General features: G+C 72.0%; 18 protein-coding genes. 8 read left to right on the top strand and 10 right to left on the bottom strand.

Features of this window, described 5'->3' with window-relative positions; genetic code table 11:
* Positions 1-15: 15 nt before the first annotated feature.
* Both moeB and CR162_RS15985 read right to left on the bottom strand, forming a co-directional pair.
* Positions 16-1215, bottom strand: coding sequence for a molybdopterin-synthase adenylyltransferase MoeB (gene moeB / locus CR162_RS15990; protein WP_245870425.1), 1200 nt, complete (start codon positions 1213-1215; stop codon positions 16-18).
* 4 nt (positions 1216-1219) lie between these two features.
* Entirely contained in the window at positions 1220-1489 is a 270-nt protein-coding gene (locus CR162_RS15985) for a MoaD/ThiS family protein (protein WP_099096532.1), read from the bottom strand.
* Positions 1490-1741: 252 nt separating this feature from the next.
* Here CR162_RS15985 and CR162_RS15980 point away from each other — a divergent pair, with 252 nt between their 5' ends.
* The 4 genes from CR162_RS15980 (at position 1742) to CR162_RS15965 (ending at position 7896) form a co-directional block, all read left to right on the top strand.
* Positions 1742-3778 (top strand): NAD(+) synthase, encoded by a 2037-nt coding sequence (locus tag CR162_RS15980; protein WP_099096531.1) that lies wholly within the window; start codon positions 1742-1744, stop codon positions 3776-3778.
* Between the two features lie 81 nt (positions 3779-3859).
* Positions 3860-4471, top strand: coding sequence for a cysteine hydrolase family protein (locus CR162_RS15975; RefSeq protein ID WP_099096530.1), 612 nt, complete (start codon positions 3860-3862; stop codon positions 4469-4471).
* Between the two features lie 102 nt (positions 4472-4573).
* On the top strand, positions 4574-6184 hold the full coding sequence (locus tag CR162_RS15970) for an ABC transporter substrate-binding protein (RefSeq protein WP_099096529.1): 1611 nt from the start codon (positions 4574-4576) through the stop codon (positions 6182-6184).
* Positions 6181-7896 carry a gamma-glutamyltransferase family protein gene (locus tag CR162_RS15965; RefSeq protein WP_099096528.1) on the top strand — a complete coding sequence of 572 codons (1716 nt, stop codon included), beginning with the start codon at positions 6181-6183 and terminating at the stop codon, positions 7894-7896. Before CR162_RS15970 ends, CR162_RS15965 begins: the two co-directional genes overlap by 4 nt.
* Before the next feature lie 7 nt (positions 7897-7903).
* Here CR162_RS15965 and CR162_RS15960 read toward each other — a convergent pair whose 3' ends face one another.
* A complete protein-coding gene (locus tag CR162_RS15960) occupies positions 7904-8830 on the bottom strand; it encodes a LysR substrate-binding domain-containing protein (RefSeq protein ID WP_099096527.1) in 927 nt (308 codons plus the stop codon).
* A 122-nt stretch (positions 8831-8952) separates the two neighbouring features.
* Here CR162_RS15960 and CR162_RS15955 point away from each other — a divergent pair, with 122 nt between their 5' ends.
* The 3 genes from CR162_RS15955 to hemH all read left to right on the top strand — a co-directional run bounded on the left by CR162_RS15955 (position 8953) and on the right by hemH (position 12665).
* A complete protein-coding gene (locus CR162_RS15955) occupies positions 8953-10446 on the top strand; it encodes a catalase (RefSeq protein ID WP_099096574.1) in 1494 nt (497 codons plus the stop codon).
* Between the two features lie 156 nt (positions 10447-10602).
* On the top strand, positions 10603-11625 hold the full coding sequence (gene hemC / locus CR162_RS15950; RefSeq protein ID WP_099096526.1) for a hydroxymethylbilane synthase: 1023 nt from the start codon (positions 10603-10605) through the stop codon (positions 11623-11625).
* Positions 11622-12665 (top strand): ferrochelatase, encoded by a 1044-nt coding sequence (hemH, locus tag CR162_RS15945; protein WP_099096525.1) that lies wholly within the window; start codon positions 11622-11624, stop codon positions 12663-12665. The genes hemC and hemH overlap by 4 nt, the downstream gene beginning before the upstream one ends.
* Positions 12666-12719: 54 nt before the next feature.
* Here the strand turns inward: hemH and CR162_RS15940 are convergent, their stop codons facing one another.
* Together CR162_RS15940 and CR162_RS15935 are read right to left on the bottom strand one after the other, a co-directional pair.
* A complete protein-coding gene (locus CR162_RS15940) occupies positions 12720-13382 on the bottom strand; it encodes a general stress protein (protein ID WP_218014918.1) in 663 nt (220 codons plus the stop codon).
* 67 nt (positions 13383-13449) lie between these two features.
* Positions 13450-13884, bottom strand: a complete 435-nt coding sequence (locus CR162_RS15935) for a PepSY domain-containing protein (protein WP_218014917.1) — start codon at positions 13882-13884, stop codon at positions 13450-13452.
* A gap of 211 nt (positions 13885-14095) precedes the next feature.
* On the opposite strand from CR162_RS15935, the gene CR162_RS22440 reads away from it, so the two are divergent.
* Positions 14096-14692, top strand: coding sequence for a transglycosylase SLT domain-containing protein (locus CR162_RS22440; protein ID WP_176559878.1), 597 nt, complete (start codon positions 14096-14098; stop codon positions 14690-14692).
* A 28-nt stretch (positions 14693-14720) separates the two neighbouring features.
* On the opposite strand, the gene rfbA is transcribed toward CR162_RS22440, so the two are convergent.
* The 5 genes from rfbA to CR162_RS15905 form a co-directional block, all read right to left on the bottom strand.
* On the bottom strand, positions 14721-15593 hold the full coding sequence (rfbA, locus tag CR162_RS15925; RefSeq protein ID WP_099096523.1) for a glucose-1-phosphate thymidylyltransferase RfbA: 873 nt from the start codon (positions 15591-15593) through the stop codon (positions 14721-14723).
* Positions 15594-15663: 70 nt separating this feature from the next.
* Complete coding sequence (rfbC, locus tag CR162_RS15920; RefSeq protein ID WP_218014916.1) at positions 15664-16251, bottom strand: dTDP-4-dehydrorhamnose 3,5-epimerase; 588 nt, start codon at positions 16249-16251, stop codon at positions 15664-15666.
* Positions 16252-16447: 196 nt separating this feature from the next.
* Positions 16448-17098, bottom strand: coding sequence for a uracil phosphoribosyltransferase (gene upp, locus CR162_RS15915; protein WP_099096522.1), 651 nt, complete (start codon positions 17096-17098; stop codon positions 16448-16450).
* 28 nt (positions 17099-17126) lie between these two features.
* Entirely contained in the window at positions 17127-18362 is a 1236-nt protein-coding gene (locus tag CR162_RS15910; protein ID WP_099096521.1) for a URC4/urg3 family protein, read from the bottom strand.
* Positions 18359-19621 carry a GTP cyclohydrolase II gene (locus tag CR162_RS15905; protein WP_245870423.1) on the bottom strand — a complete coding sequence of 421 codons (1263 nt, stop codon included), beginning with the start codon at positions 19619-19621 and terminating at the stop codon, positions 18359-18361. Before CR162_RS15905 ends, CR162_RS15910 begins: the two co-directional genes overlap by 4 nt.
* Between the last annotated feature and the right edge of the window lie 62 nt (positions 19622-19683).

The following is a 19683-nucleotide window of genomic DNA, read 5'->3' as shown; positions in this document are numbered from 1 at the left end:
AGGCCGGGGGAGCACCTATCCGGCGGCTTCCGGCACGGGTCTGGCCACCGGTCCGTCCCAGGCGGAGAAGCCGCCCTCCAGGTCGAGCAGCCGCGAGGCGGGATGGCCCGCCGCCGCCAGGGCGCGGATGACGGCCGCGCTGCGCAGGCCGCCCTGGCAGTACACCACCACCTCCCGGTCGCGCGGGATGCCGGCCAGCGGATGGCCGGGCAGCGGCGCGGCGCCGTCCGGCAGTTCCGCCAGCGCCGCTTCGATCTCCGCCCGGGGCAGCAGCGCAGCGCCGGGAATGATGCCGCCGGCCCATTCCGGCGGGTTGCGGACGTCCAGCAGCAGCGGGGCGTCACCCCCGGCGAGCCGCGCCCGCAGATCGGCTGGCGCTATGCGGCGGCCGGGCGCGGGCGCCGCGCAGGCCATCGCCTCGGCCTTCAGCACGATCTCCCCGGGGGGGCGGCTGCAGCAGGGGCAGGCGGGATCCTTGGCGATGGCCACGCGGTCGAAGGAAAGGTCCAGCCCGTCATACACCAGCATGCTGCCGATCAGCGGCGCGCCGAGGCCGGTGAGCAGCTTGATCGCCTCGGTGGCCTGCAACGCGCCGATCACGCCGGGCAGCACGCCCAGCACCCCCGCCTCGGCGCAGTTCGGCGCCAGTTCCACGGGCGGGGGGGAGGGGAACAGGCAGCGGTAGCAGGGGCCGTGGCGCGCGTCGAAGACGCTGAGCTGCCCGTCGAAGCGCAGCACGCCGCCGAACACGTTCGGCTTGCCGAGGCGCACGCAGGCATCGTTCACCAGGTAGCGCGTCGGGAAGTTGTCGGTGCCGTCGATCACCACGTCGTAGCGGCCGATCAGGTCCAGCGCGTTCTCGGCGGTGAGGAAGGTGTCGTGCCGCTCGATCGACACCCCGGGGTTGAGGTCGCGCATCCGCGCGGCGGCGCTCTCGGTTTTCGGCCGGCCGAGCGATGCCCGGCCATGCGCGACCTGCCGCTGGAGGTTGGTTTCCTCGACACGGTCGGCGTCGACAAGGCCGATGCGGCCCACCCCCGCGGCCGCCAGGTAGAGCGCGGCGGGGCTGCCGAGGCCGCCCACGCCGACCAGCAGGACGCTGCCTGCCTTCAGGCGGCGCTGACCTTCGCTGCCGAATTCCGGCAGGATGAGGTGGCGGCCGAAGCGGCGCGCCTCCTCCTGGCTCAGCGGCGGGCAGTCCTGCAGGGCGCGCACTGGCTCAGCCGCCGGCGATGCTGGCAAGGATGCGGATCTCGTCATCTCCCGCGACAGGCGTTCCCAACCCCTGCAGCAGGCGGATGTCCTGCCCGTTCCGGCTGACCAGAACGAAGGGCCGCAGCGCGCCGGCGGCGAAGAGGTGGTTGCGCATCTCGGGCGCGGCCTCGACCAGATTGTCCAGCGCGTCGGCCACCGTGGCCCCTGCCACGGGAATGCGTGCCTGCTGCCCGGTGTAGCGGCGCAGCGCGGAAGGAACCTGGATGACCGGCATGGAGATCCACCTGCGGTTGCGAAGACCAATCTTATTCCGCGTTCGAGCCTAATCTCAAATCCGGCTTCGGCGCGATGATTTTTCCCGCATGGCGCGGGTATTTTACTTTTTGTGGATGCCTGTTCATCCTTCGGGGCCGCCGTCCTGGTCGCGCCGGCCGATGCTGCCGGCCGCCTGACCGGGTCGCCTCTGACCCATTGCTGATCGCGCATCCGCTGGACGCGCGCGCCCGCCGGGGGCAGGCTGTGCGGCATGAGCTTCCTGTCGATCTACCGCCACGGCTTCGCCCGGGTGGCCGCCTGCACCACCCGTTGCACCCTGGCCGACCCGGCCGCCAATGCACGCGCCATCCTGGAGGCGGCGCAGCGCTGCGACGGGGCGGGCGCGGCGCTCGCCGTGTTCCCGGAGCTGGGCCTTTCCGGCTACGCGATCGACGACCTGCTGCTGCAGGACACGCTGCTGGACGCGGTGGAGGAGGCCATCGGCACGCTGCTGGAGGCGAGCGCCGCGCTGCGGCCGGTGCTGCTGGTGGGGGCGCCGCTGCGCCATGAGGGGCGGGTCTACAACACGGCGGTGGCCATCCAGCGCGGCCGGCTGCTCGGCGTGGTGCCGAAGCAGCATCTGCCCAACTACCGCGAGTTCTACGAGCGGCGCTGGTTCGCCTCCGGCCATGGCACCGAGGGCGGCACCATCCGCCTGGCCGGGCAGGAGGCCCCCTTCGGCCCCGACCTGCTCTTCGCCGCCGAGGACGTGCCCGGCCTCGTCATCCATGCCGAGGTGTGCGAGGATCTCTGGGTGCCCATCCCCCCCAGCGCGCAGGGCGCCCTGGCCGGCGCGCTGGTGCTGGCCAACCTCTCGGCCAGCAACATCACCGTGGGCAAGGCGGAAACGCGGCGGCTGCTCTGCCAGTCGCAATCGGCGCGCTGCATAGGCGCCTATCTCTACGCGGCCGCGGGGGTGGGAGAGTCCACCACCGACCTCGCCTGGGACGGGCAGGTCTCGATCTTCGAGAACGGCACCATCCTGCGCGAGAGCGACCGCTTCCCGGATGCCGACCAGATCGTGCTGGCCGACATCGACCTCGACATGCTGCGGCAGGAGCGGGCGCGGCAGGGCACCTTCGACGACAACCGGCGCCGCCACGCCCCCGCCTTCCGCACGCAATCCTTCCGCCTGGACCCGCCGGAAGGCGACATCGGCTTCCACCGCGCGCTGGAGCGCTTCCCCTTCGTGCCGGCCGACCCGGCGCGGCTGAGCCAGGATTGCTACGAGGCCTACAACATCCAGGTTTCCGGCCTGGTGCAGCGGCTTTCCGCCACGCGCGGCGGCCGGATCATCATCGGCGTCTCGGGTGGGCTCGATTCCACCCAGGCGCTGATCGTCGCCGCCAAGGCGATGGACCGGATGGGCAAGCCGCGCACCGACATCGTCGCCTACACCCTGCCCGGCTTCGGCACCTCGGCCGGCACCAAGACCAACGCGCACGCGCTGATGGCGGCGCTCGGCGTCACGGCGCATGAGCTGGACATCCGCCCGGCGGCGAAGCAGATGCTGACCGATCTCGGCCATCCCTTCGGCCGCGGCGAGCCGGTCTATGACGTGACCTTCGAGAACGTCCAGGCGGGGCTGCGCACCGACTACCTGTTCCGCGCCGCCAACTTCCATGGCGGCATGGTGCTCGGCACGGGCGACCTGTCCGAGCTGGCGCTGGGCTGGTGCACCTATGGCGTCGGCGACCAGATGTCGCACTACAACGTCAATGCCGGCGTGCCGAAGACGCTGATCCAGCACCTCATCCGCTGGGTCATCGGCTCCGGGCAGTTCGACGCGGCGGTGGGCGAGACGCTGCAATCGGTGCTGGACACCGAGATCTCGCCCGAGCTGGTGCCGGCGGGCGAGGACCAGCAATTGCAGAGCACCGAGGCCAAGATCGGCCCCTACGCGCTGCAGGACTTCCACCTCTTCTACACGCTGCGCTACGGCTTCCGCCCCTCCAAGATCGCCTTCCTGGCGCTGATGGCCTGGGGGGATGCCGCGCGCGGCAACTGGCCGCCGGGCTTCCCGGCCGAGAAGCGCGGCGCCTACGACCTGCCCACCATCCGCCGCTGGCTGGAGGTGTTCCTCGGCCGCTTCTTCGGCTTCGCCCAGTTCAAGCGCAGCGCCATGCCGAACGGGCCCAAGGTGTCGGCCGGCGGCTCGCTCTCGCCACGCGGCGACTGGCGCGCGCCCTCCGACGGCAATGCCAATGCCTGGCTGGAGGAATTGCGCCGCAACGTGCCGGAAGGCTAAGCCGCGCGCGGTGGGCCGGGAACCCGCGGCCTTCCCGCCGCTTACCTGAGCAGCACGGCCACGAAAGCTGGAGAAGACCACATGGCATGGAAGAACGGGTTGCAGCGCGGCCCCCTGACGGCGCGCTGCGCGCACCTCTGCGTGGACATGCAGAACCTGTTCGGCCCCGGCTCGGAATGGGAGACGCCCTGGATGCAGCGCGTGCTGCCCCGGGTGGTGGAGCTCGCCGGCGCCTATCCCGACCGCACCGTCTTCACCCGCTTCATCCCCGCCCAGCGCCCGCAGGACGCGCCCGGCATGTGGCGCGAATACTACGAGCGCTGGTCCTCGGTGACGCAGGACATGCTGCCCGCCGGCATGCTCGACCTGCTGGAGCCGCTGCAGCGCTTCGCGCCGCCGGCCACCGTCATCGACAAGATGGTCTATTCCCCCTGGCTGCACCCGGCGCTGGACGACCATCTCTATTCGCGCGGCATTGACACGCTGGTGATCAGCGGGGCGGAGACGGATGTCTGCGTGCTGGCCGCCGTGCTGGGCGCGGTCGATCGCGGCTACCGCGTCGTCGTCGCGACCGACGCCATCTGCTCCGGCACCGACAAGACGCATGACGCCCTGCTCACCCTCTACAACGAGCGCTTCGGCCAGCAGATCGAGACGGCCTCGGCCGACGAGATCCTGCGCGCCTGGCATTGAGGGCCGCCTTCCCGCATTCACCAGTGTGACGCTCCGGCGCGTTGACAGCTTAGGCCGGGCGCCGGACCCTTCCCCGGCCGACACGACCGGGAGAGACGCGCCATGCGCCGCAGCCGCATCCTTGCCGCAGCCCTGATCGCGCTGCTGGCGGGCGCCGCCCCCGCCCGGGCGCAGCCCGGCGGCGGCACCCTGACCATGGGGGTGGAGGCCAGCTTCGGCGTGGACCCCCATTTCCTGTTCCTCGGCCCCAACATGGCGGCGGCGCGGCACATCTACGACTCCCTCGTCGGGCGGGACACGGAAAGCCGCTTCACCCCCGGCCTCGCGGAGTCCTGGCGGGCGCTCGACGCGCGGAGCTGGGAGCTGTCCCTCCGGCGCGGCGTCACCTTCCAGGATGGCAGCCCCTTCACCGCCGAGGACGTGGCCTTCTCCCTGGCGCGCATCCCGGCCCTGCCGAACAATCCCGGCCCCTACACCTCCAACCTGCGCACCATCAGCCGCATCGAGGTGGTGGACCCGCACACCATCCGCCTGCACACGGACCAGCCCAACCCCACCCTGCCGGGCCAGCTCACCAACGTCTTCATCGTCTCGGCCAGGGCGGCGGGCGGCACGGAGCCCTGGGGTGCCTCCACCGCCGAGTTCACCAGCGGGCGCGCCGCCATCGGCACCGGTCCCTTCCGGCTGGAGCGGTTCCGCGGCGCCGAGGGGATGAGCCTGTCGCGCCACGAGACCTATTGGGGCGAGCCCGCCGCCTTCGCCCGCGTCGAGGTCAAGGTGATGGGCAACGATGCCGCGCGGCTCGCCGCCCTGCTGTCCGGCGACGTGGACCTGATCGAGCAGGTGCCGCCCGCGGATGTGGCCCGGCTGGAGCGCGACGCCCGGGTCAGCGTGTTCAAGCGCAACTCCGACCGCATCATGTACCTGATCCCGCATCTCGGCGCCGCCGCGCTGCCGCTGCTGGCGGGGCCGGATGGCGCTCCCCTCCCCGCCAACCCGCTGGCCGACCCGCGGGTGCGCCAGGCCCTTTCCCTGGCCATCGACCGCGAGGCGCTGGCGGCGCGCGGGCTGGACGGGCAGGCCATCCCCACCCTGCAGATGGTGCCGGAAGGCTTCGGCGCCTGGGACGCCACGCTGCCCACGCCGAAGGCCGACCCGGAGGCGGCGCGCCGCCTGCTGGCCGAGGCGGGCTTCCCGCAGGGCTTCGGCCTGACGCTGGGCTGCTCCAACAACCGCTACACCAACGACGCCCGCGTCTGCCAGGCAGTGGGGCAGATGCTGACCCGCGCCGGCTTCCAGGCCAAGGTGGAGACGCAGCCGGGCACGGTGTTCTTCCCCCGCACCGCCGTGGGGCGGAACGACCTGCCGCTGATGCTGTTCGGCCTGTCCCTCTCCTCCTCGCGCGATGCCGGCTACATCCTCTCCACCGCCGTGCACAGCCGCGACCCGGGGCGCGGCTTCGGCCAGGGCAACCGGGGCCAGTTCAGCGACGCGGCGCTGGACGCGCGCATCGCCGAGGCCACGACCCGCATGGATGACGGCCGCGAGGCGGCGCTGCGCGGGGCGATGCGCGCCGCCATCGAGGCGCTGCCGATCATCCCGCTCTACAACCAGGTGACGATCGCCGCCGCGCGGCGCGGCATCGCCTACAGCCCGCGCATGGACGAGCAGCTCGTCGCCACCCATGCCCGCCCCGTGGAGCCTGCCCGATGAACGAGAGCCCGACAACCGGCCGCCCCACCGTCGCGGGGACGCGCCACGCGGTCTCGGCCGGGCACTACCTGGCGGCCACGGCGAGCATCGCCATCCTGGAGGCGGGCGGCAACGCCATCGACGCCGGCTGCGCCGCCGGCATCGCGCTCGGCGTGCTGCAGCCGGACCTGGTGAACGTGGCCGGCGTCGCCCCGATCCTGATCCGGCTGGCGGATGGCACGGTGGAAAGCATCGCCGGGCTCGGCCACTGGCCGATGGCGCTGCCGCCGGACCTGTTCATGCGCGAGCATGGCGGGCGGATGCCCGAGGGCATCCTGCGCACCGTGGTGCCGGCGGCGCCCGATGCCTGGATCACCGCGCTGGAGCGGCACGGCACGATGTCCTTCCCCGACATCGCCGCCTTCGCCATCCGCTACGCCGCCGAGGGCTTCCAGACCTATCCGCTGCTGGCCCAGACCATCGCGGCGCACCGGGACGAGTATGCGCGCTGGCCGCAGAACGCCGCCATCTACCTGCCCGGCGGCGCGCCGCCCGCGGTGGGGTCGCTCTTCGTCCAGGCCGACCTCGCCCGCACCCTTTCCCACATGGCGGAGGAAGCGCGCGCGGCGGAGGCCGCAGGAGGCCGGATGGCCGGCCTCGCCGCGGCGCGGGACGCCTTCTACAAGGGCGACATCGCCCGCGAGATCGTGGCCTTCCAGCGGCGCGAGGGCGGCTATCTCTCGCGCGAGGACATGGCGGGCTTCCGCTCGCGCATCGAGCCGGTGGTGCGCCGCCGCTGGCGCGGGCACGAGATCATCACCTGCGGCCCGTGGTGCCAGGGCCCGGCGCTGCTCGAGGCGCTGCTGCTGCTGGAGAAGCTCGGCCTGGACGGGCTGGCGCATAACGGCGCCGACTACCTGCACCGCATGGCCGAGGCGCTGAAGGTGGCCATGGCCGATCGCGAATACCACTTCGCCGACCCCGCCTTCGCCGAGGTGCCGGTGGACGCCCTGCTGTCCGACGCGCACATCGCCGCCCGCGCCCGCGCCTTCCGCGAGGAGGCGGCGCATCCGGACATGCCGCCGCCGCTGCTGGGGCCAGGCACGGGGGCCCAGGCCGCGGGCCGGGGCGGGCTGCCGGGCATCGAGCCCGACACCTCCTATGTCGCGGTGGTGGACCGCTGGGGCAACGCCTTCTCCGCCACGCCCTCCGACGGCTCCTGGAACGCGCCGGTGGTGCCGGGGCTGGGGCTGGTGCCCTCCTGCCGCGGCTCGCAGTCCCGCCCCGATCCCGCGCATCCGAGCGGCGTCGGGCCGGGGCGGCGCCCGCGCCTGACGCCCAACCCCGCCATGGCCGTGACGCGGGCGGGCGGCGTCATGCCCTTCGGCACGCCGGGCGGCGACGTGCAGATCCAGGCCATGCTGCAGGTGCTGCTCAACATCCTGCATTTCGGCATGGAGCCGCAGGCGGCGATCGAGGCGCCGCGCATCGCCTCCTATGCCTTCCCCTCCTCCTTCGCGCCCTACGAGTACTACCCGCGCCGGCTGGCGGTGGAGTCGCGCATCCCGCTGCCCGTGCGCGAGGCTTTGGCGGGGCGGGGGCATGAGGTGAAGGACTGGCCGGACACCACCTGGCTGGCCGGCAGCGTGGAGCTGGTGATGATCGACCCGGCGACGGGGCTGCGGCTGGCCGGGGCGGATCCGCGCCGGCCGGCCTACGCCATCGCCGGATAAGGAGCCTTCAGCCCTCCGCCCGGTTGACCGGGGACATCTGGCGCAGAAAGGCGGCGAGGGCACAGAAATTCTCCCGGCGCGGGTCGGTGCCGCGCCAGACCAGCCCGATCCGCCGCCCCACCTCCGGCTCCTCCAGCCGGCGCAGGCTGATCAGCCCGCCAAGGTCGGTGCGGCCCTGCACCGCAAGCTGCGGGAGCAGCGAGAAGCCCTCGCCGGCCGCGATCATGTGCCGCAGCATCTCCAGGCTGCTGGCGAAGCGCTCCTCCCGCTCGCCGCGCGGCAGCGGGCAAAGGGAAAGCGCCTGGTCGCGCAGGCAGTGCCCTTCCTCCAGCAGCAGAAGCTCGCTCGATTGCAGCGCGCCCAGCGAGACCTGCCGCTGTTCCTGCAGGGGATGGCCCTGCGGGCAGGCCAGCAGGAAGGGCTCGAAGAACAGCTCCGCGCTTTCCAGCGCCGTGGAGGCGGCCGGCAGCGCGATCAGGGCCGCGTCCAGCTCTCCCTGCTCCAGCGCCTCCACCAGGGCGGAGGTGCGGCCCTCCTGCAACCGCAGCACAAGCTGCGGGAAGCGTGCCCGCACATCCCGCAGCAGGGCCGGCAGGTAGTAGGGGCCGAGCGTGGCGATGACGCCGATGCGCAGCCGCCCCGTCATCGGCTCCGCCTGCTGCTGCGCCAGGTCCAGCAGGCCGCGCGCCTCGCGCAGGATGGCCCGCGCCCGCTCGATCAGCGGCGCGCCCTGCGGCGTCACCTCCACCCGGCGCGGCAGCCGCTCGAACACCGCGACGCCCAGCAGCGCCTCCAGCTTGCGGATCTGCTCGCTGAGGGTGGGCTGGCTGACATGGCAGCGTTCGGCCGCGCGGCCGAAATGGCGCAGCTCGGCCACGGTGACCGCGTATTCCAGGTCCCGCAGCGAAAGGCCGGCCATGGTGCTGGGAGGCATGGCGGAGACTCCGTTAGGAAATGCCTATCCCTCCAACATAGAAGATCGATTTAACCGATCAATCCCCTTCAGCTAGACCATGGCCTGCCCTGCCAAGAGGAGCTTCCGGAATGTCCGAGCCGATGCAACGTCCCGTTCTGACCACCACCGCCGGCGCCCCCGTCGCCGACAACCAGAACAGCATCTCCGCCGGGCCGCGCGGCCCGCTGCTGCTCCAGGACTACCAGCTGATCGAGAAGCTGGCGCACCAGAACCGCGAGCGCATCCCCGAGCGGGTGGTGCACGCCAAGGGCTCGGGCGCCTATGGCACGCTGACCATCACCGGCGACATCACGAAGTACACCAGGGCCAAGGTGTTCCGCCCCGGCAGCCAGACCGAGCTGCTGCTGCGCTTCTCCACCGTGGCCGGCGAGCGCGGCGCGGCCGATGCCGAGCGCGACGTGCGCGGCTTCGCCCTCAAGTTCTACACCGAGGAAGGCAACTGGGACCTGGTGGGCAACAACACGCCCGTCTTCTTCGTGCGCGACCCGCTGAAGTTCCCGGACTTCATCCGCACCCAGAAGCGCCATCCCGCCACCAACCTGCGCTCCCCCACCGCCATGTGGGACTTCTGGTCGCTCTCGCCCGAGAGCCTGCACCAGATCACCATCCTGTTCAGCGACCGCGGCCTGCCGCAGGGCTACCGCTTCATGAACGGCTATGGCAGCCACACCTTCTCGCTGTGGAACGACGCGGGCGAGCGCTACTGGGTGAAGTTCCACTTCAAGTCCATGCAGGGCATCCGCAACTGGACCAACCGCGAGGCCAACGAGATCATCGCCGAGGACCGCGAGAGCGCCCAGCGCGACCTCTATGAGGCCATCGAGCGCGGCGAGCACCCGCGCTGGCGCATGTGCGTGCAGATCATGCCCGAGGCCGATGCGGAGCGGACGCCCTACAACCCGTTCGACATCACCAAGGTCTGGCCGCATGCCGACTACCCGCTGATCGAGGTCGGCGTGATGGAGCTGAACCGCAACGCCGCGCACTACTTCGCGGAGATTGAGCAGGCCTCCTTCTCGCCCTCCAACATCGTCCCCGGCATCGGCTTCTCGCCGGACAAGATGCTGCAGGGCCGCCTCTTCGCCTATGCCGACGCGCACCGCTACCGCGTCGGCACGCATTACGAGATGCTGCCGGTGAACAAGCCGAAGTCGCAGGTGAACACCTACCACGCCGACGGCGCCATGCGCTTCGACGCGCCGCGCGGCACCGACCATTACTACGAGCCCAACTCCTTCGGCGGCCCCGCCGAGGCACCCTCCGCCAAGGAGCCGCCGCTGCGCATCCATGGCGACGCGGACCACTACAGCCACCGCGAAGGCAATGACGACTACACCCAGCCCGGCAACCTGTTCCGGCTGATGACGCCGGACCAGCAGCGCCAGCTCTTCGAGAACATCGCCGGCGCCATGCAGGGCGTGCCGCGCTTCATCGTCGAGCGGCAGCTCGAGCATTTCCGCCGTGCCGACCCGGCCTATGCCGATGGCGTGGCGGCGGCGATCGCGCGGGTCCACACCGCCCCCGCCTCGGCGCCGACCACGGCGGCCGATGTGGGCAGCCAGGCCGCCGAGTAAGCGGCACGCCGGACTCGGCAGGGGCCAATCCCGCAAGGCCCCTCCCGCCCTTCCCATGGCGGGCGGCGCTTATCCCCCGCCACCCGCCATGGGCCTGGGCCGGTCCGCTCCCCGGAGCGGGCCGGCCCTTCTCCCCCTGCTGCTGGATTCCTGCCGATGTCCGCTGCCTTTCAGGCCGCTCCGGCGCTGGCGCGCCCCTCCGCCCTCCCCTCTCCGCGGCTCGCCCCGCGGCCCCGCGCCGCCCTGCTGCGCGCCGGCACCCGCGCCTCGCCGCTCGCCCTGGCGCAGACGCGGCGCGTGCTGGACGCCCTCCGCGCCGCGCCCGGTGGGCCGCAGCCGGGCGAGGCGGAGCCCGTGCCGCTGCAGACCAGCGGCGATGCCGAGCAGCGGCGCCGGCTGGCCGATCTCGGCGGCAAGGGGCTGTTCGCCAAGGAGATCCACGAGGCGCTGCTGGATGGGCGGATCGACCTCGCCGTGCACAGCCTGAAGGACCTGGAAACGGAGCTGCCGCCGGGCCTCGTCATCGCCGCCGTGCTGCCGCGCGCCGATGCGCGGGATGCGCTGGTGCTCGCCCCCGGCTGCCCGCCCGAGGAGCGGCGCGGGCCGCTGCCCGGACTGCCGGCGGGCGCGCGCATCGGCACCGCCTCGGCCCGGCGCATGGCGCAGCTGCGGCACCTGCGCCCCGACCTTCGCTTCGGCCTGCTGCGCGGCAATGTGCAGACGCGGCTGCGCCGGCTGGAGGAGGGCGACCACGCCGCCACGGTGCTGGCCATGGCCGGCCTGGAGCGGCTCGGCCTCGGGGCCCGCGCCGCCTGCCCGCTCTCGACGGAGGAGATGCTGCCGGCCGCCGGCCAGGGCATCATCGCCGTCACCGCCCGCGCTGGCGACGGCGCCACCCGCGCGCGGCTGGCCGGCATCGACCACGCGCCCACCCATCTCGCCGCCCGGGCCGAGCGCGCGGTGCTGGCGGCGCTGGACGGCTCCTGCCGCACGCCCATCGGCGCCCATGCCACCCTCGGCCCGGACGGCAGGCTGCATCTGGAGGCGCTGGTGGCGCGCGAGGATGGCTCCTTCCTGCTGCGGCGCGCGCTGCGCGGCGCCCCGGCCGAGGCGGTGCGGCTGGGCGCGGCGCTCGGCGCCTCCCTGCGGGCGGACAGCCCCGCGGATCTCTTCGCATGACGCACCATTCCCGCATCGTCCGGCCGGCCTTTCCCGGGCGCTCGCAGGCCGCCGGGCAGGTCGGCGTGCTGCTGGTCAATCTCGGCACGCCGGATTCCACCCGCTATGGCGATGTGCGCCGCTACCTTTCCGAGTTCCTGTCCGACCGGCGCGTGATCGAGGTGAACCCCTGGCTGTGGCAGCCGCTGCTGCAGGGGGTGATCCTGACCACGCGGCCCTTCCGCAGCGGCGCCGCCTACCGGCGCATCTGGAACGAGGCGGCCGATGAATCGCCGCTGCGCACCTACACCCGCGCCCAGGCCGACCGGCTGCGCCAGGCCCTGCCGCCGGACGGGCCGCGCATCGACTGGGCGATGCGCTATGGCCGCCCCTCCATCGCCAGCAAGCTGGAGGCGCTGCAGGCGGCGGGCTGCGACCGTATCCTGGTGCTGCCGCTCTACCCGCAATACAGCGCCACCACCACCGCCACGGTGAACGACGCCGTGTTCCGCGCGCTGATGCGCATGCGCCGGCAGCCGGCCATCCGCATCGCGCCCTCCTTCCCCGACCATCCGCTCTACATCGAGGGTCTGGCGCGCTCCATCCGCGCCACACTGGCCGGGCTGGAGCGGCCGCCGCAAAGGCTTGTCGCCTCCTTCCACGGGCTGCCGCGCCGCTACGTCAAGGCGGGCGATCCCTATCCGGCCGAGTGCAACAGGACCATGCAGGCGCTGCGCCGGCGCCTTGGGCTTTCAGCGCGCGAGTTCCCCGTCACCTTCCAGTCCCGCTTCGGGCGCGAGCCCTGGCTGGAGCCCTACACGGATGAGCGCGTGACCGCCCTGCCGGAGCGCGGCATCCGGCGCGTGGCGGTCATCACGCCCGGCTTCCTCGCCGACTGCATCGAGACGCTGGACGAGATCGGCCACGAGCTGCGGGAGGAGTTCCTGGCGGCGGGCGGCGAGGCGTTCACCCTCATCCCCTGCCTGAACGACGGCCAGGATGCCATCGACCTGCTGCGCGCCCTGGTGGAGCAGGAACTGTCGGGGTGGCTGCCGGCATAGGAAAGGCCCGGAGGAAGGTGCTCCCCCCGGGCCGGGCCGGTTGTGCGGGCCGCCTCAGATGCGGCGGTCGGCCGGGTCGGTGCCGGAAGGGCCCGGCATCGCCGTGCCGCCCACATGCCGGCTGGACGGCGTGCCGGGGATGTCGGTGACCGGGGCATCGGGGTCATAGCCCGTCCAGCCGCCGGCGCGGTAATCCGCCTCGCGCTTCTTCAGGTCCACGGGGCTGTGGCGGTCGAGGATGGTCTCGGCCTCCACGGCGCGCGTGTCGTCGGTCCGCACCGTCACCATGCTGCCGCCCCGGCGGACGCTTTCCGCATAGACCGGCGCTTCCGCCTCGCTCACGCCGGCGCCGGTCAGGCTGCCCAGCAGGCCGCCCGCCGCCGCGCCGGCGCCCGCGCCGGTCAGCGCCGCCACCAGCGCACCCGCCGCGACCACCGGGCCGATGCCCGGAATGGCCAGGGCGCCGAGGCCCGCCGCCAGGCCGGCGCCGCCGCCGACCACCGTGCCAAGCGTGGCGCCGATGCCGGCGCCGGACTTGGTGTGCTCCTCGGAGTGCCGCGCCGTCGCGGGGTCGGTCGCGGGGGTGGTGTCGCGGCCGGCATCGTTCGCGACGATGCCGATGTCGTCATGCGAGAAGCCGGCCGCCTCGAGGTCGCGCAGGGCCGCCAGGGCGTGCTCGCGCGTGTCGAAAAGCCGGGTGATGGTCCTGCTGGCCATGTTGTTTCCTCTTCTTGTGCTGGGTTCTGGCACCAGGTGCCGGTGCTGGGCCGGAGGCGGCCCGCGCTCAGCGCGCCGTGCCGCCGCCGGTCACCACATTGCCCTGGAAGTCGAGGCCGACCTCGGCCGGCTGGCCGTTGCGCATCGCCCGGCCGCGCCAGACGCCCCTGTCGTCCTTCTGCAGGCCCTGCACGTCGGTGTAGCCCGCCGCCTCGATGCGGCTGCGCGCCTGGCCTTCCGTGAAGCTGTTGGCCCCTTCGGCGGGGGTGGTGGTGGTGGGCGGGTTGTTGGTGCCCGGAGCGGCGGCGCCATCCGTGCGGGGCGCCTCACCGGGCGGCGCGACGCGGCCAGGCGCGGTGTTGGTGCCCGGGGTGCCCTGCCCCATGGTGGTGCCCCCGCCGCCGGGGTTTCCGGGCGAGCCGACGGTGCCCTGCTGCGCCATCGCGACCGGCGCCGCCACCAGGGCGACCGCGAGGGCCAGCGCCGTGCTTTTCGACCACATGCGATCTCTCCCGTTCTTGTTTGTCACGGCATGTGCTGCCGTCTGGGAAAAGAACGAGCGAAGCCCGCTTTCGTTGAGCGAGAAGCGGGAAAATCTCCAGGCCCGCAGAGCGGGCCCGCCCTCCGGCCCTTGGCGGCAGGCGCATTGCGCTCCGATGGAGGCGATATGCGAAAAATTAAGGCGGGCTGTGCCTCATCGGCGCATGAACATCATGCCGGCCTTTCGCGTCCTGCTTCCCATCCTGCTGGCGCTCGCGCGCCCTCCTGCGGCCGCGGCTGAGCCGGGGGGCTGCCTGGCCGCCATCCGCTCCGCCGAGCGCGCGGAGAAACTGCCGCGTGGCCTGCTGGCCGCTATGGGCCGCGTCGAGAGCGGGCGGCACGGCGCGCAGGGCGATGCCGAGCCCTGGCCCTGGACCATCAACGCGCGCGGCAAGGCCTATGGCTTCGCAACCCGCGCCGAGGCGCTGCGCCAGGTGCGCCGGCTGCAGGCGGACGGCGTGCGGCTGATCGATGTGGGCTGCCTGCAGATCAACCTGCATCACCATCCGCAGGCCTTCACCTCGCTCGAGGAAGCCTTCTCCCCCGAGGCCAATGCCCGCTACGCGGCCCGGTTCCTGCGCCAGCTGAAGGCGCGGCGGGGAAGCTGGATGCAGGCCGTGGCGCATTACCACTCATCCCAGGCCGAGCGCGGCGGGGCCTACCGGCAGCGCGTCGTGCTGGCGATGCAGGCGGCGCCGCTTCCCTCCGCCCGCGCCGCCCTTCCGCGCCCCTCCCCCTCCACGGCGCCCTCCCGCCCAGGGCGGCGCTGACGCGCCTGGCGGCGGTGCCGGCCCTGGCTCAGCGATGCATCCGGGCTAGGCGCAGCAGGTGCTGGCCATAGGCCGTCTTGGCAAAGAGCTGGCCCCGCGCCTCCAGCTGCTCCAGGCCGATGAAGCCGTTCAGGAAGGCCACTTCCTCGAGGCAGGCGATCGGCAGGCCCTGGCGCTGCTGGATGGCGCGGACGAATTCGCCGGCATCGAGCAGGGAGTCATGGGTGCCGGTGTCGAGCCAGGCATAGCCCCGGCCCATGCGCTCCACCTGCAGCCTGCCCTCTTCCAGGTAGCGCTGGTTGACATCCGTGATCTCCAGCTCCCCGCGCGGCGAGGGCTTGATGGAGGCGGCGATGTCGATGACGGCGTTGTCGTAGAAGTAAAGGCCGGTGACGGCCCAGTTGGACTTCGGCTGGGCCGGCTTCTCCTCGATGGAAAGGGCGCGGCCCGCCTCGTCGAAATCGACCACGCCATAGCGCTGCGGGTCATCGACGTAATAGGCGAAGACCGTGGCGCCCTCCGTCCGCTGCGCGGCCTGCCGCACCATGGCGGAAAGGTTGGCGCCGTAGAAGATGTTGTCGCCAAGGACCAGCGCGACGGGATCCTGGCCGATGAAGTCGCGGCCCAGCAGAAAGGCCTGCGCCAGCCCCTCCGGCTTCTCCTGCACCACATAGCTGAAGGACACGCCGTACTGGCTGCCATCGCCCAGCAGGCGCTTGTACATATCGATGAAGTCGGGCGAGGAGATGATCAGGATCTCCCGGATCCCGGCCAGCATCAGCACGGAGATCGGGTAGTAGACCATCGGCTTGTCGTAGACCGGCAGGAGCTGCTTGTTCACCGCCAGGGTGGCCGGGTGAAGCCGCGTGCCGGAGCCTCCGGCGAGCACGATACCTTTCATAGCCTGTCGAGATTCCTTTGAACGCTGAGGGGACCGGACCGGCCGGCGCGGGCTGCGCCGGTTCCGGCCTTCAGGGGACCAGAACCTCCTCCAGCGCAAGCAGGGGACGGCCGTCATAGGCGAAGGGGCTGTCGAACTCGCGCAGGAGGGGCTGCTTCCGGTCCTTGTCCGACAGGACGGGAGCCGCGCCTTCCGCCGGCCATTCGACGGCGATGTCCGGGTCGTTCCACATCAGCCCGCCATCGCAGTCCCGGGCGTAGTAATTGGAGGTCTTGTAGGCCACCTCGGTATCCGGCTCCAGGGTCATGAAGCCGTGCGCGAAGCCGATGGGCACCAGGAGCTGCTCGCCATTCTCGGCCGAGAGGGTACGGCCGACCCAGCGCCCATAGGTGGGCGAGCCCTTCCGGATATCCACGGCCACGTCGAAGATGCTGCCCCGGAGGCAGCGCACGAGCTTGTCCTGCGCGAAGGGCGGGGTCTGGAAGTGCAGGCCGCGCAATGTGCCGACCTGGCCGGACAGGGAATGGTTGTCCTGCACGAATTCCAGCTCCAGCCCGAGCGCCGCGAAGCGCTCCTTGCTCCAGGTCTCGGAGAACCATCCCCGCGAATCGCCGAAGCGCTTGGGGCGGATGACCTGGACCGGGTTGGCTGGCATCATGTGTTTCCGTCGCGAGGTGGGCAATTGATGGTGGAATTTATAGATCAAAAACCCATGCCCGCAATCCGATTGCATTCCTCTCCGATACTGCTCGCGCAAACATCAATATTCCTGATTTTTGCTGGCAGAAGAATGCTTGAAGCACACAGCTACAATTTCTTGGTTCTTCTTTCTCGGAAGAAGGGCCATGGCGGCCTCACTTCGTGCCATAGAGCCTGTCGCCCGCATCGCCCAGTCCGGGGCGGATATAGGCATGCTCGTCCAGCTCGCGGTCGATGGAGCAGGTGAAGACCGGAACATCCGGATGCGCGCCGGTCACCACATCGACGCCCTGCGGCGCCGCCAGCAGGCAGGCGAAGCGGAGCTGCTCCGCCCCCGCCTGCTTCAGCCGCGCCAGCGCCGCGGCGGCGGAATGGCCGGTCGCCAGCATCGGGTCCACCACGATCACCAGCCGCTCGGAAACGTCGTCCGGCAGCTTCAGGTAGTATTCCACCGGCACCAGCGTCTCCGGATCACGGTAGAGGCCGATATGGCCGACGCGGGCGGAGGGGACGAGGTCCAGCATCCCTTCCATCAGCCCGTCGCCCGCGCGCAGGATGGAGACGATGCAGAGCTTCTTGCCGGACAGGATGGGGGCCTGCATCGGCTCCAGCGGCGTCTCGATGCCCGTCATCTCGAGCGGCAGGTCGCGCGTCAGCTCATAGGCCATGAGCAGGCTGATCTCGCGCGCCAGGCGGCGGAACTCGCCGGTCGAGGTCGCCTTCTGCCGCATCAGCGTCAGCTTGTGTTGCACCAGCGGATGCTGGATCACGGTCACGTCGCGGGGGCCGTTCGGCGCTTCGGTCATTGTCGGGCTTTCCGGGTCGGGCTTTCTGTCAGAACACGGTGCCATCGCTGGCGAGCGTCAGCGGCGGCGCGCCATCCGCGCGCATCGCGCGGGCGATGCGGCGGCCGGCGGCCCAGCTGCCGCCCTCCAGCACGCGGGCCAGCGGCAGGGCGGCGGCATCGAGGCCAAGCCGCGCCCGCACCAGCTCCGCCAGCCGGTCGAGCAGCGCCACGGTCAACGCCCGCCACTCGACAATGGCCGGATGGCCGGCCGGCAGGGTTTGCCGCGCCAGGGCGGGGTCGCGCAAGGCCAGCACCCCGAGATCGAGAAGCAGGCCGCCATTGCGGTATTCCGGCAGGCCGGTCAAGGCATCGAGGCCGGTGACGGGCAGCCCCGCCTCCTCCAGCACCTCGGCCAGCGAGTAGCTGAGCCATTGGGACAGCTTGTGGAAAGGCACCAGCCCCGGTGCCGGGCCTTCCGGCGCAGCCAGCGGGTGGTGCCAGACATCGCCCAGGTTCTCGCCCTCCAGCGAAAGGCGGGCGGGCCAGACCGGCGCCAGCCCTTCCAGCAGCACGGCGAGGATGGCGGCGGCGGGCAGCCCCTCAGGCCCCGCCTGGGCGCGCAGATGGTCGAACAGTCCGCCCGGCCGCGGCGGCGTGCCGCCAAAGAGCGCGGGCGCCCGGCGCAGGGCCGCGCCCAGGTTGCGCATCAGCGCCGCGCGCCCTTCCAGCCCTTCCAGCGGGTTGTCCGGAGCGTGCTGGAAGGCGCGGCCCAGCTTCGCGCCGTCCAGCGCGGCCAGGGCATCGGCATCCACCCGCAGCGGGTCGGCCGGGTCGCTGGAGAACAGCCCGGCGGCGAAGGCGTGGAGGCTGGCCACGCCCAGCCCCTCGGAGCGGCCGAGGCGCGTGCCATCGGGCTCGGTGAAGCGCCAGCCCGGCCCCGCCCCGGCATCGAGCAGCACCGAGACGACGCAAAGGTCGAAGCGCCGCCGCGCGACGCTGGCGGCATCCTCCCCCGCCAGCCGCGCGACCAGCATGCCCCAGCGGTCCACGCCCCCCGCCGCGAAATGCCGCCAGCGGGCATGGTAGGGGATGCGCAGGTCCGGATAGTTCTGCCGGATCGTCTCCGCCACGTAGTCGGCGGCGGCGGGCAGCCGGGCGGGGTGGAAGGTGAAGTGCGGCAATCCGTCCCGTTCGGCCAGGGCGAGCAGGGCGTGGCAGCGGGCGCGGATGGTTTCCGGCCGGCGCAGCAGGGCCAGAACTTCGCTGCCCGGCGCCTCGTTCACAGGGCGCGGCCCTTGGCGATGGCCAGTTCCGCCGCGTCCGGCACCACGGGGGCGAAGTAGCCGGCGGCCTTCTTGGCATCCATCTCCACCCGCGCATCGGCCGGGATCAGATCCTCAGGGATCGGAATGCGCGCCGCCACCTCAATGCCGCTCTCGACGATGGGGGCGAACTTCATGTTGCTCATCGAGACCAGCCGGTCGATGCGGGTGATGCCGAGCCAGTGCAGCACATCCGGCATCAGCTCCTGGAAGCGCATGTCCTGCACGCCGGCCACGCATTCCGTGCGCTGGAAATACTGCTCCGCCCGGTCGCCGCCCTCCTGCCGCTTGCGCGCGTTGTAGACGAGGAATTTCGTCACCTCGCCCAGCGCCCGCCCTTCCTTGCGGTTGTAGACGATGACGCCGACGCCGCCCTCCTGCGCCATGCCGATGCAGCTCTCGATGCCATGCGCCAGGTAGGGGCGGCAGGTGCAGATGTCGGAGCCGAACACGTCGGAGCCGTTGCACTCGTCATGGATGCGGCAGGCGATGCGCGTCTCCGGCCGGCCCAGCTTCGCCGGGTCACCGAACAGATAGACGGACATGCCGCCGATGGGGGGCAGGAAGACGCGCAGGTCCGGCCGCGTCACCAGCTCGGGGAACATGCCGCCCGTCTGCTCGAACAGGTTGCGGCGCAGCTCCGTCTCGCCGATGCCGAAGCGGGCGGCGATGCCCGGCAGCCACCAGACCGGCTCGATGGCGATCTTGGTGACGCGCACATCGCCATTCGGCAGCAGCACCTCCCCATCCGGCGCGAGCCGGCCGGCGCACACTGCCTGCACCAGTTCCGGCATGTTGATATGCGCCCGCGTGACGGCGATGCTGGGGCGGATATCCAGGCCCGCCCTCAACTGCTCCGCGAACAGCTCCGGCACCATATGGCCGAAGGGATCGAGCGAGACGATCTTCGCCGGCTCGCCCCAGGCGGGGAAAGGCCCGATCGGCTGGGCGGGGCGCGTGTCGCGGAAATCCGGCCGGTGGTCGGCGCGGAGCTGGCCGGAGGCCACCGCCAGGGCGCGGTAGAGGGCGTAGGAGCCGGCATGGGTGCCGATGGCGTTGCGGGCCGCCGGGTCCTGCGTCGTGGCGATGACCGGGCCGCGGCGCAACGGCTCGGGCGCGCCCCAGTGGAGGGCGGGCGCCCTGGCCGCGCCGCGCTGCGGATGGGAGGTCAGGATGATCGGGCGGGGGACGGTGCCCTTGCCATCGCGCAGTCGGTTCATGCCGGTCATCGTCGCGCTTCGCCTCGCTCGTTGCGGCACCATCGGACCGCGCCCGGAGGGCA

Source organism: Teichococcus rhizosphaerae, assembly GCF_002631185.1.
In the GTDB taxonomy this organism is placed as follows: domain Bacteria; phylum Pseudomonadota; class Alphaproteobacteria; order Acetobacterales; family Acetobacteraceae; genus Pseudoroseomonas; species Pseudoroseomonas rhizosphaerae.
Note: the sequence above shows the minus strand (reverse complement) of the source record. Positions and strands in the feature narration are given on the sequence as shown.

What these genes read in the sequence shown, in the direction of transcription:
- CR162_RS15960 (WP_099096527.1), bottom strand. Translation starts at nt 8,830, where the DNA reads ATGCCTCCCAGCACCATGGCCGGCCTTTCGCTGCGGGACCTGGAATAC.
- CR162_RS15970 (WP_099096529.1), top strand. Translation starts at nt 4,574, where the DNA reads ATGCGCCGCAGCCGCATCCTTGCCGCAGCCCTGATCGCGCTGCTGGCG.
- CR162_RS15955 (WP_099096574.1), top strand. Translation starts at nt 8,953, where the DNA reads ATGCAACGTCCCGTTCTGACCACCACCGCCGGCGCCCCCGTCGCCGAC.
- CR162_RS15905 (WP_245870423.1), bottom strand. Translation starts at nt 19,621, where the DNA reads ATGAACCGACTGCGCGATGGCAAGGGCACCGTCCCCCGCCCGATCATC.
- CR162_RS15975 (WP_099096530.1), top strand. Translation starts at nt 3,860, where the DNA reads ATGGCATGGAAGAACGGGTTGCAGCGCGGCCCCCTGACGGCGCGCTGC.
- CR162_RS15940 (WP_218014918.1), bottom strand. Translation starts at nt 13,382, where the DNA reads ATGGCCAGCAGGACCATCACCCGGCTTTTCGACACGCGCGAGCACGCC.
- CR162_RS15965 (WP_099096528.1), top strand. Translation starts at nt 6,181, where the DNA reads ATGAACGAGAGCCCGACAACCGGCCGCCCCACCGTCGCGGGGACGCGC.
- CR162_RS22440 (WP_176559878.1), top strand. Translation starts at nt 14,096, where the DNA reads ATGCCGGCCTTTCGCGTCCTGCTTCCCATCCTGCTGGCGCTCGCGCGC.
- hemH (WP_099096525.1), top strand. Translation starts at nt 11,622, where the DNA reads ATGACGCACCATTCCCGCATCGTCCGGCCGGCCTTTCCCGGGCGCTCG.
- hemC (WP_099096526.1), top strand. Translation starts at nt 10,603, where the DNA reads ATGTCCGCTGCCTTTCAGGCCGCTCCGGCGCTGGCGCGCCCCTCCGCC.
- rfbA (WP_099096523.1), bottom strand. Translation starts at nt 15,593, where the DNA reads ATGAAAGGTATCGTGCTCGCCGGAGGCTCCGGCACGCGGCTTCACCCG.
- CR162_RS15980 (WP_099096531.1), top strand. Translation starts at nt 1,742, where the DNA reads ATGAGCTTCCTGTCGATCTACCGCCACGGCTTCGCCCGGGTGGCCGCC.
- CR162_RS15985 (WP_099096532.1), bottom strand. Translation starts at nt 1,489, where the DNA reads ATGCCGGTCATCCAGGTTCCTTCCGCGCTGCGCCGCTACACCGGGCAG.
- rfbC (WP_218014916.1), bottom strand. Translation starts at nt 16,251, where the DNA reads ATGATGCCAGCCAACCCGGTCCAGGTCATCCGCCCCAAGCGCTTCGGC.
- upp (WP_099096522.1), bottom strand. Translation starts at nt 17,098, where the DNA reads ATGACCGAAGCGCCGAACGGCCCCCGCGACGTGACCGTGATCCAGCAT.
- CR162_RS15935 (WP_218014917.1), bottom strand. Translation starts at nt 13,884, where the DNA reads ATGTGGTCGAAAAGCACGGCGCTGGCCCTCGCGGTCGCCCTGGTGGCG.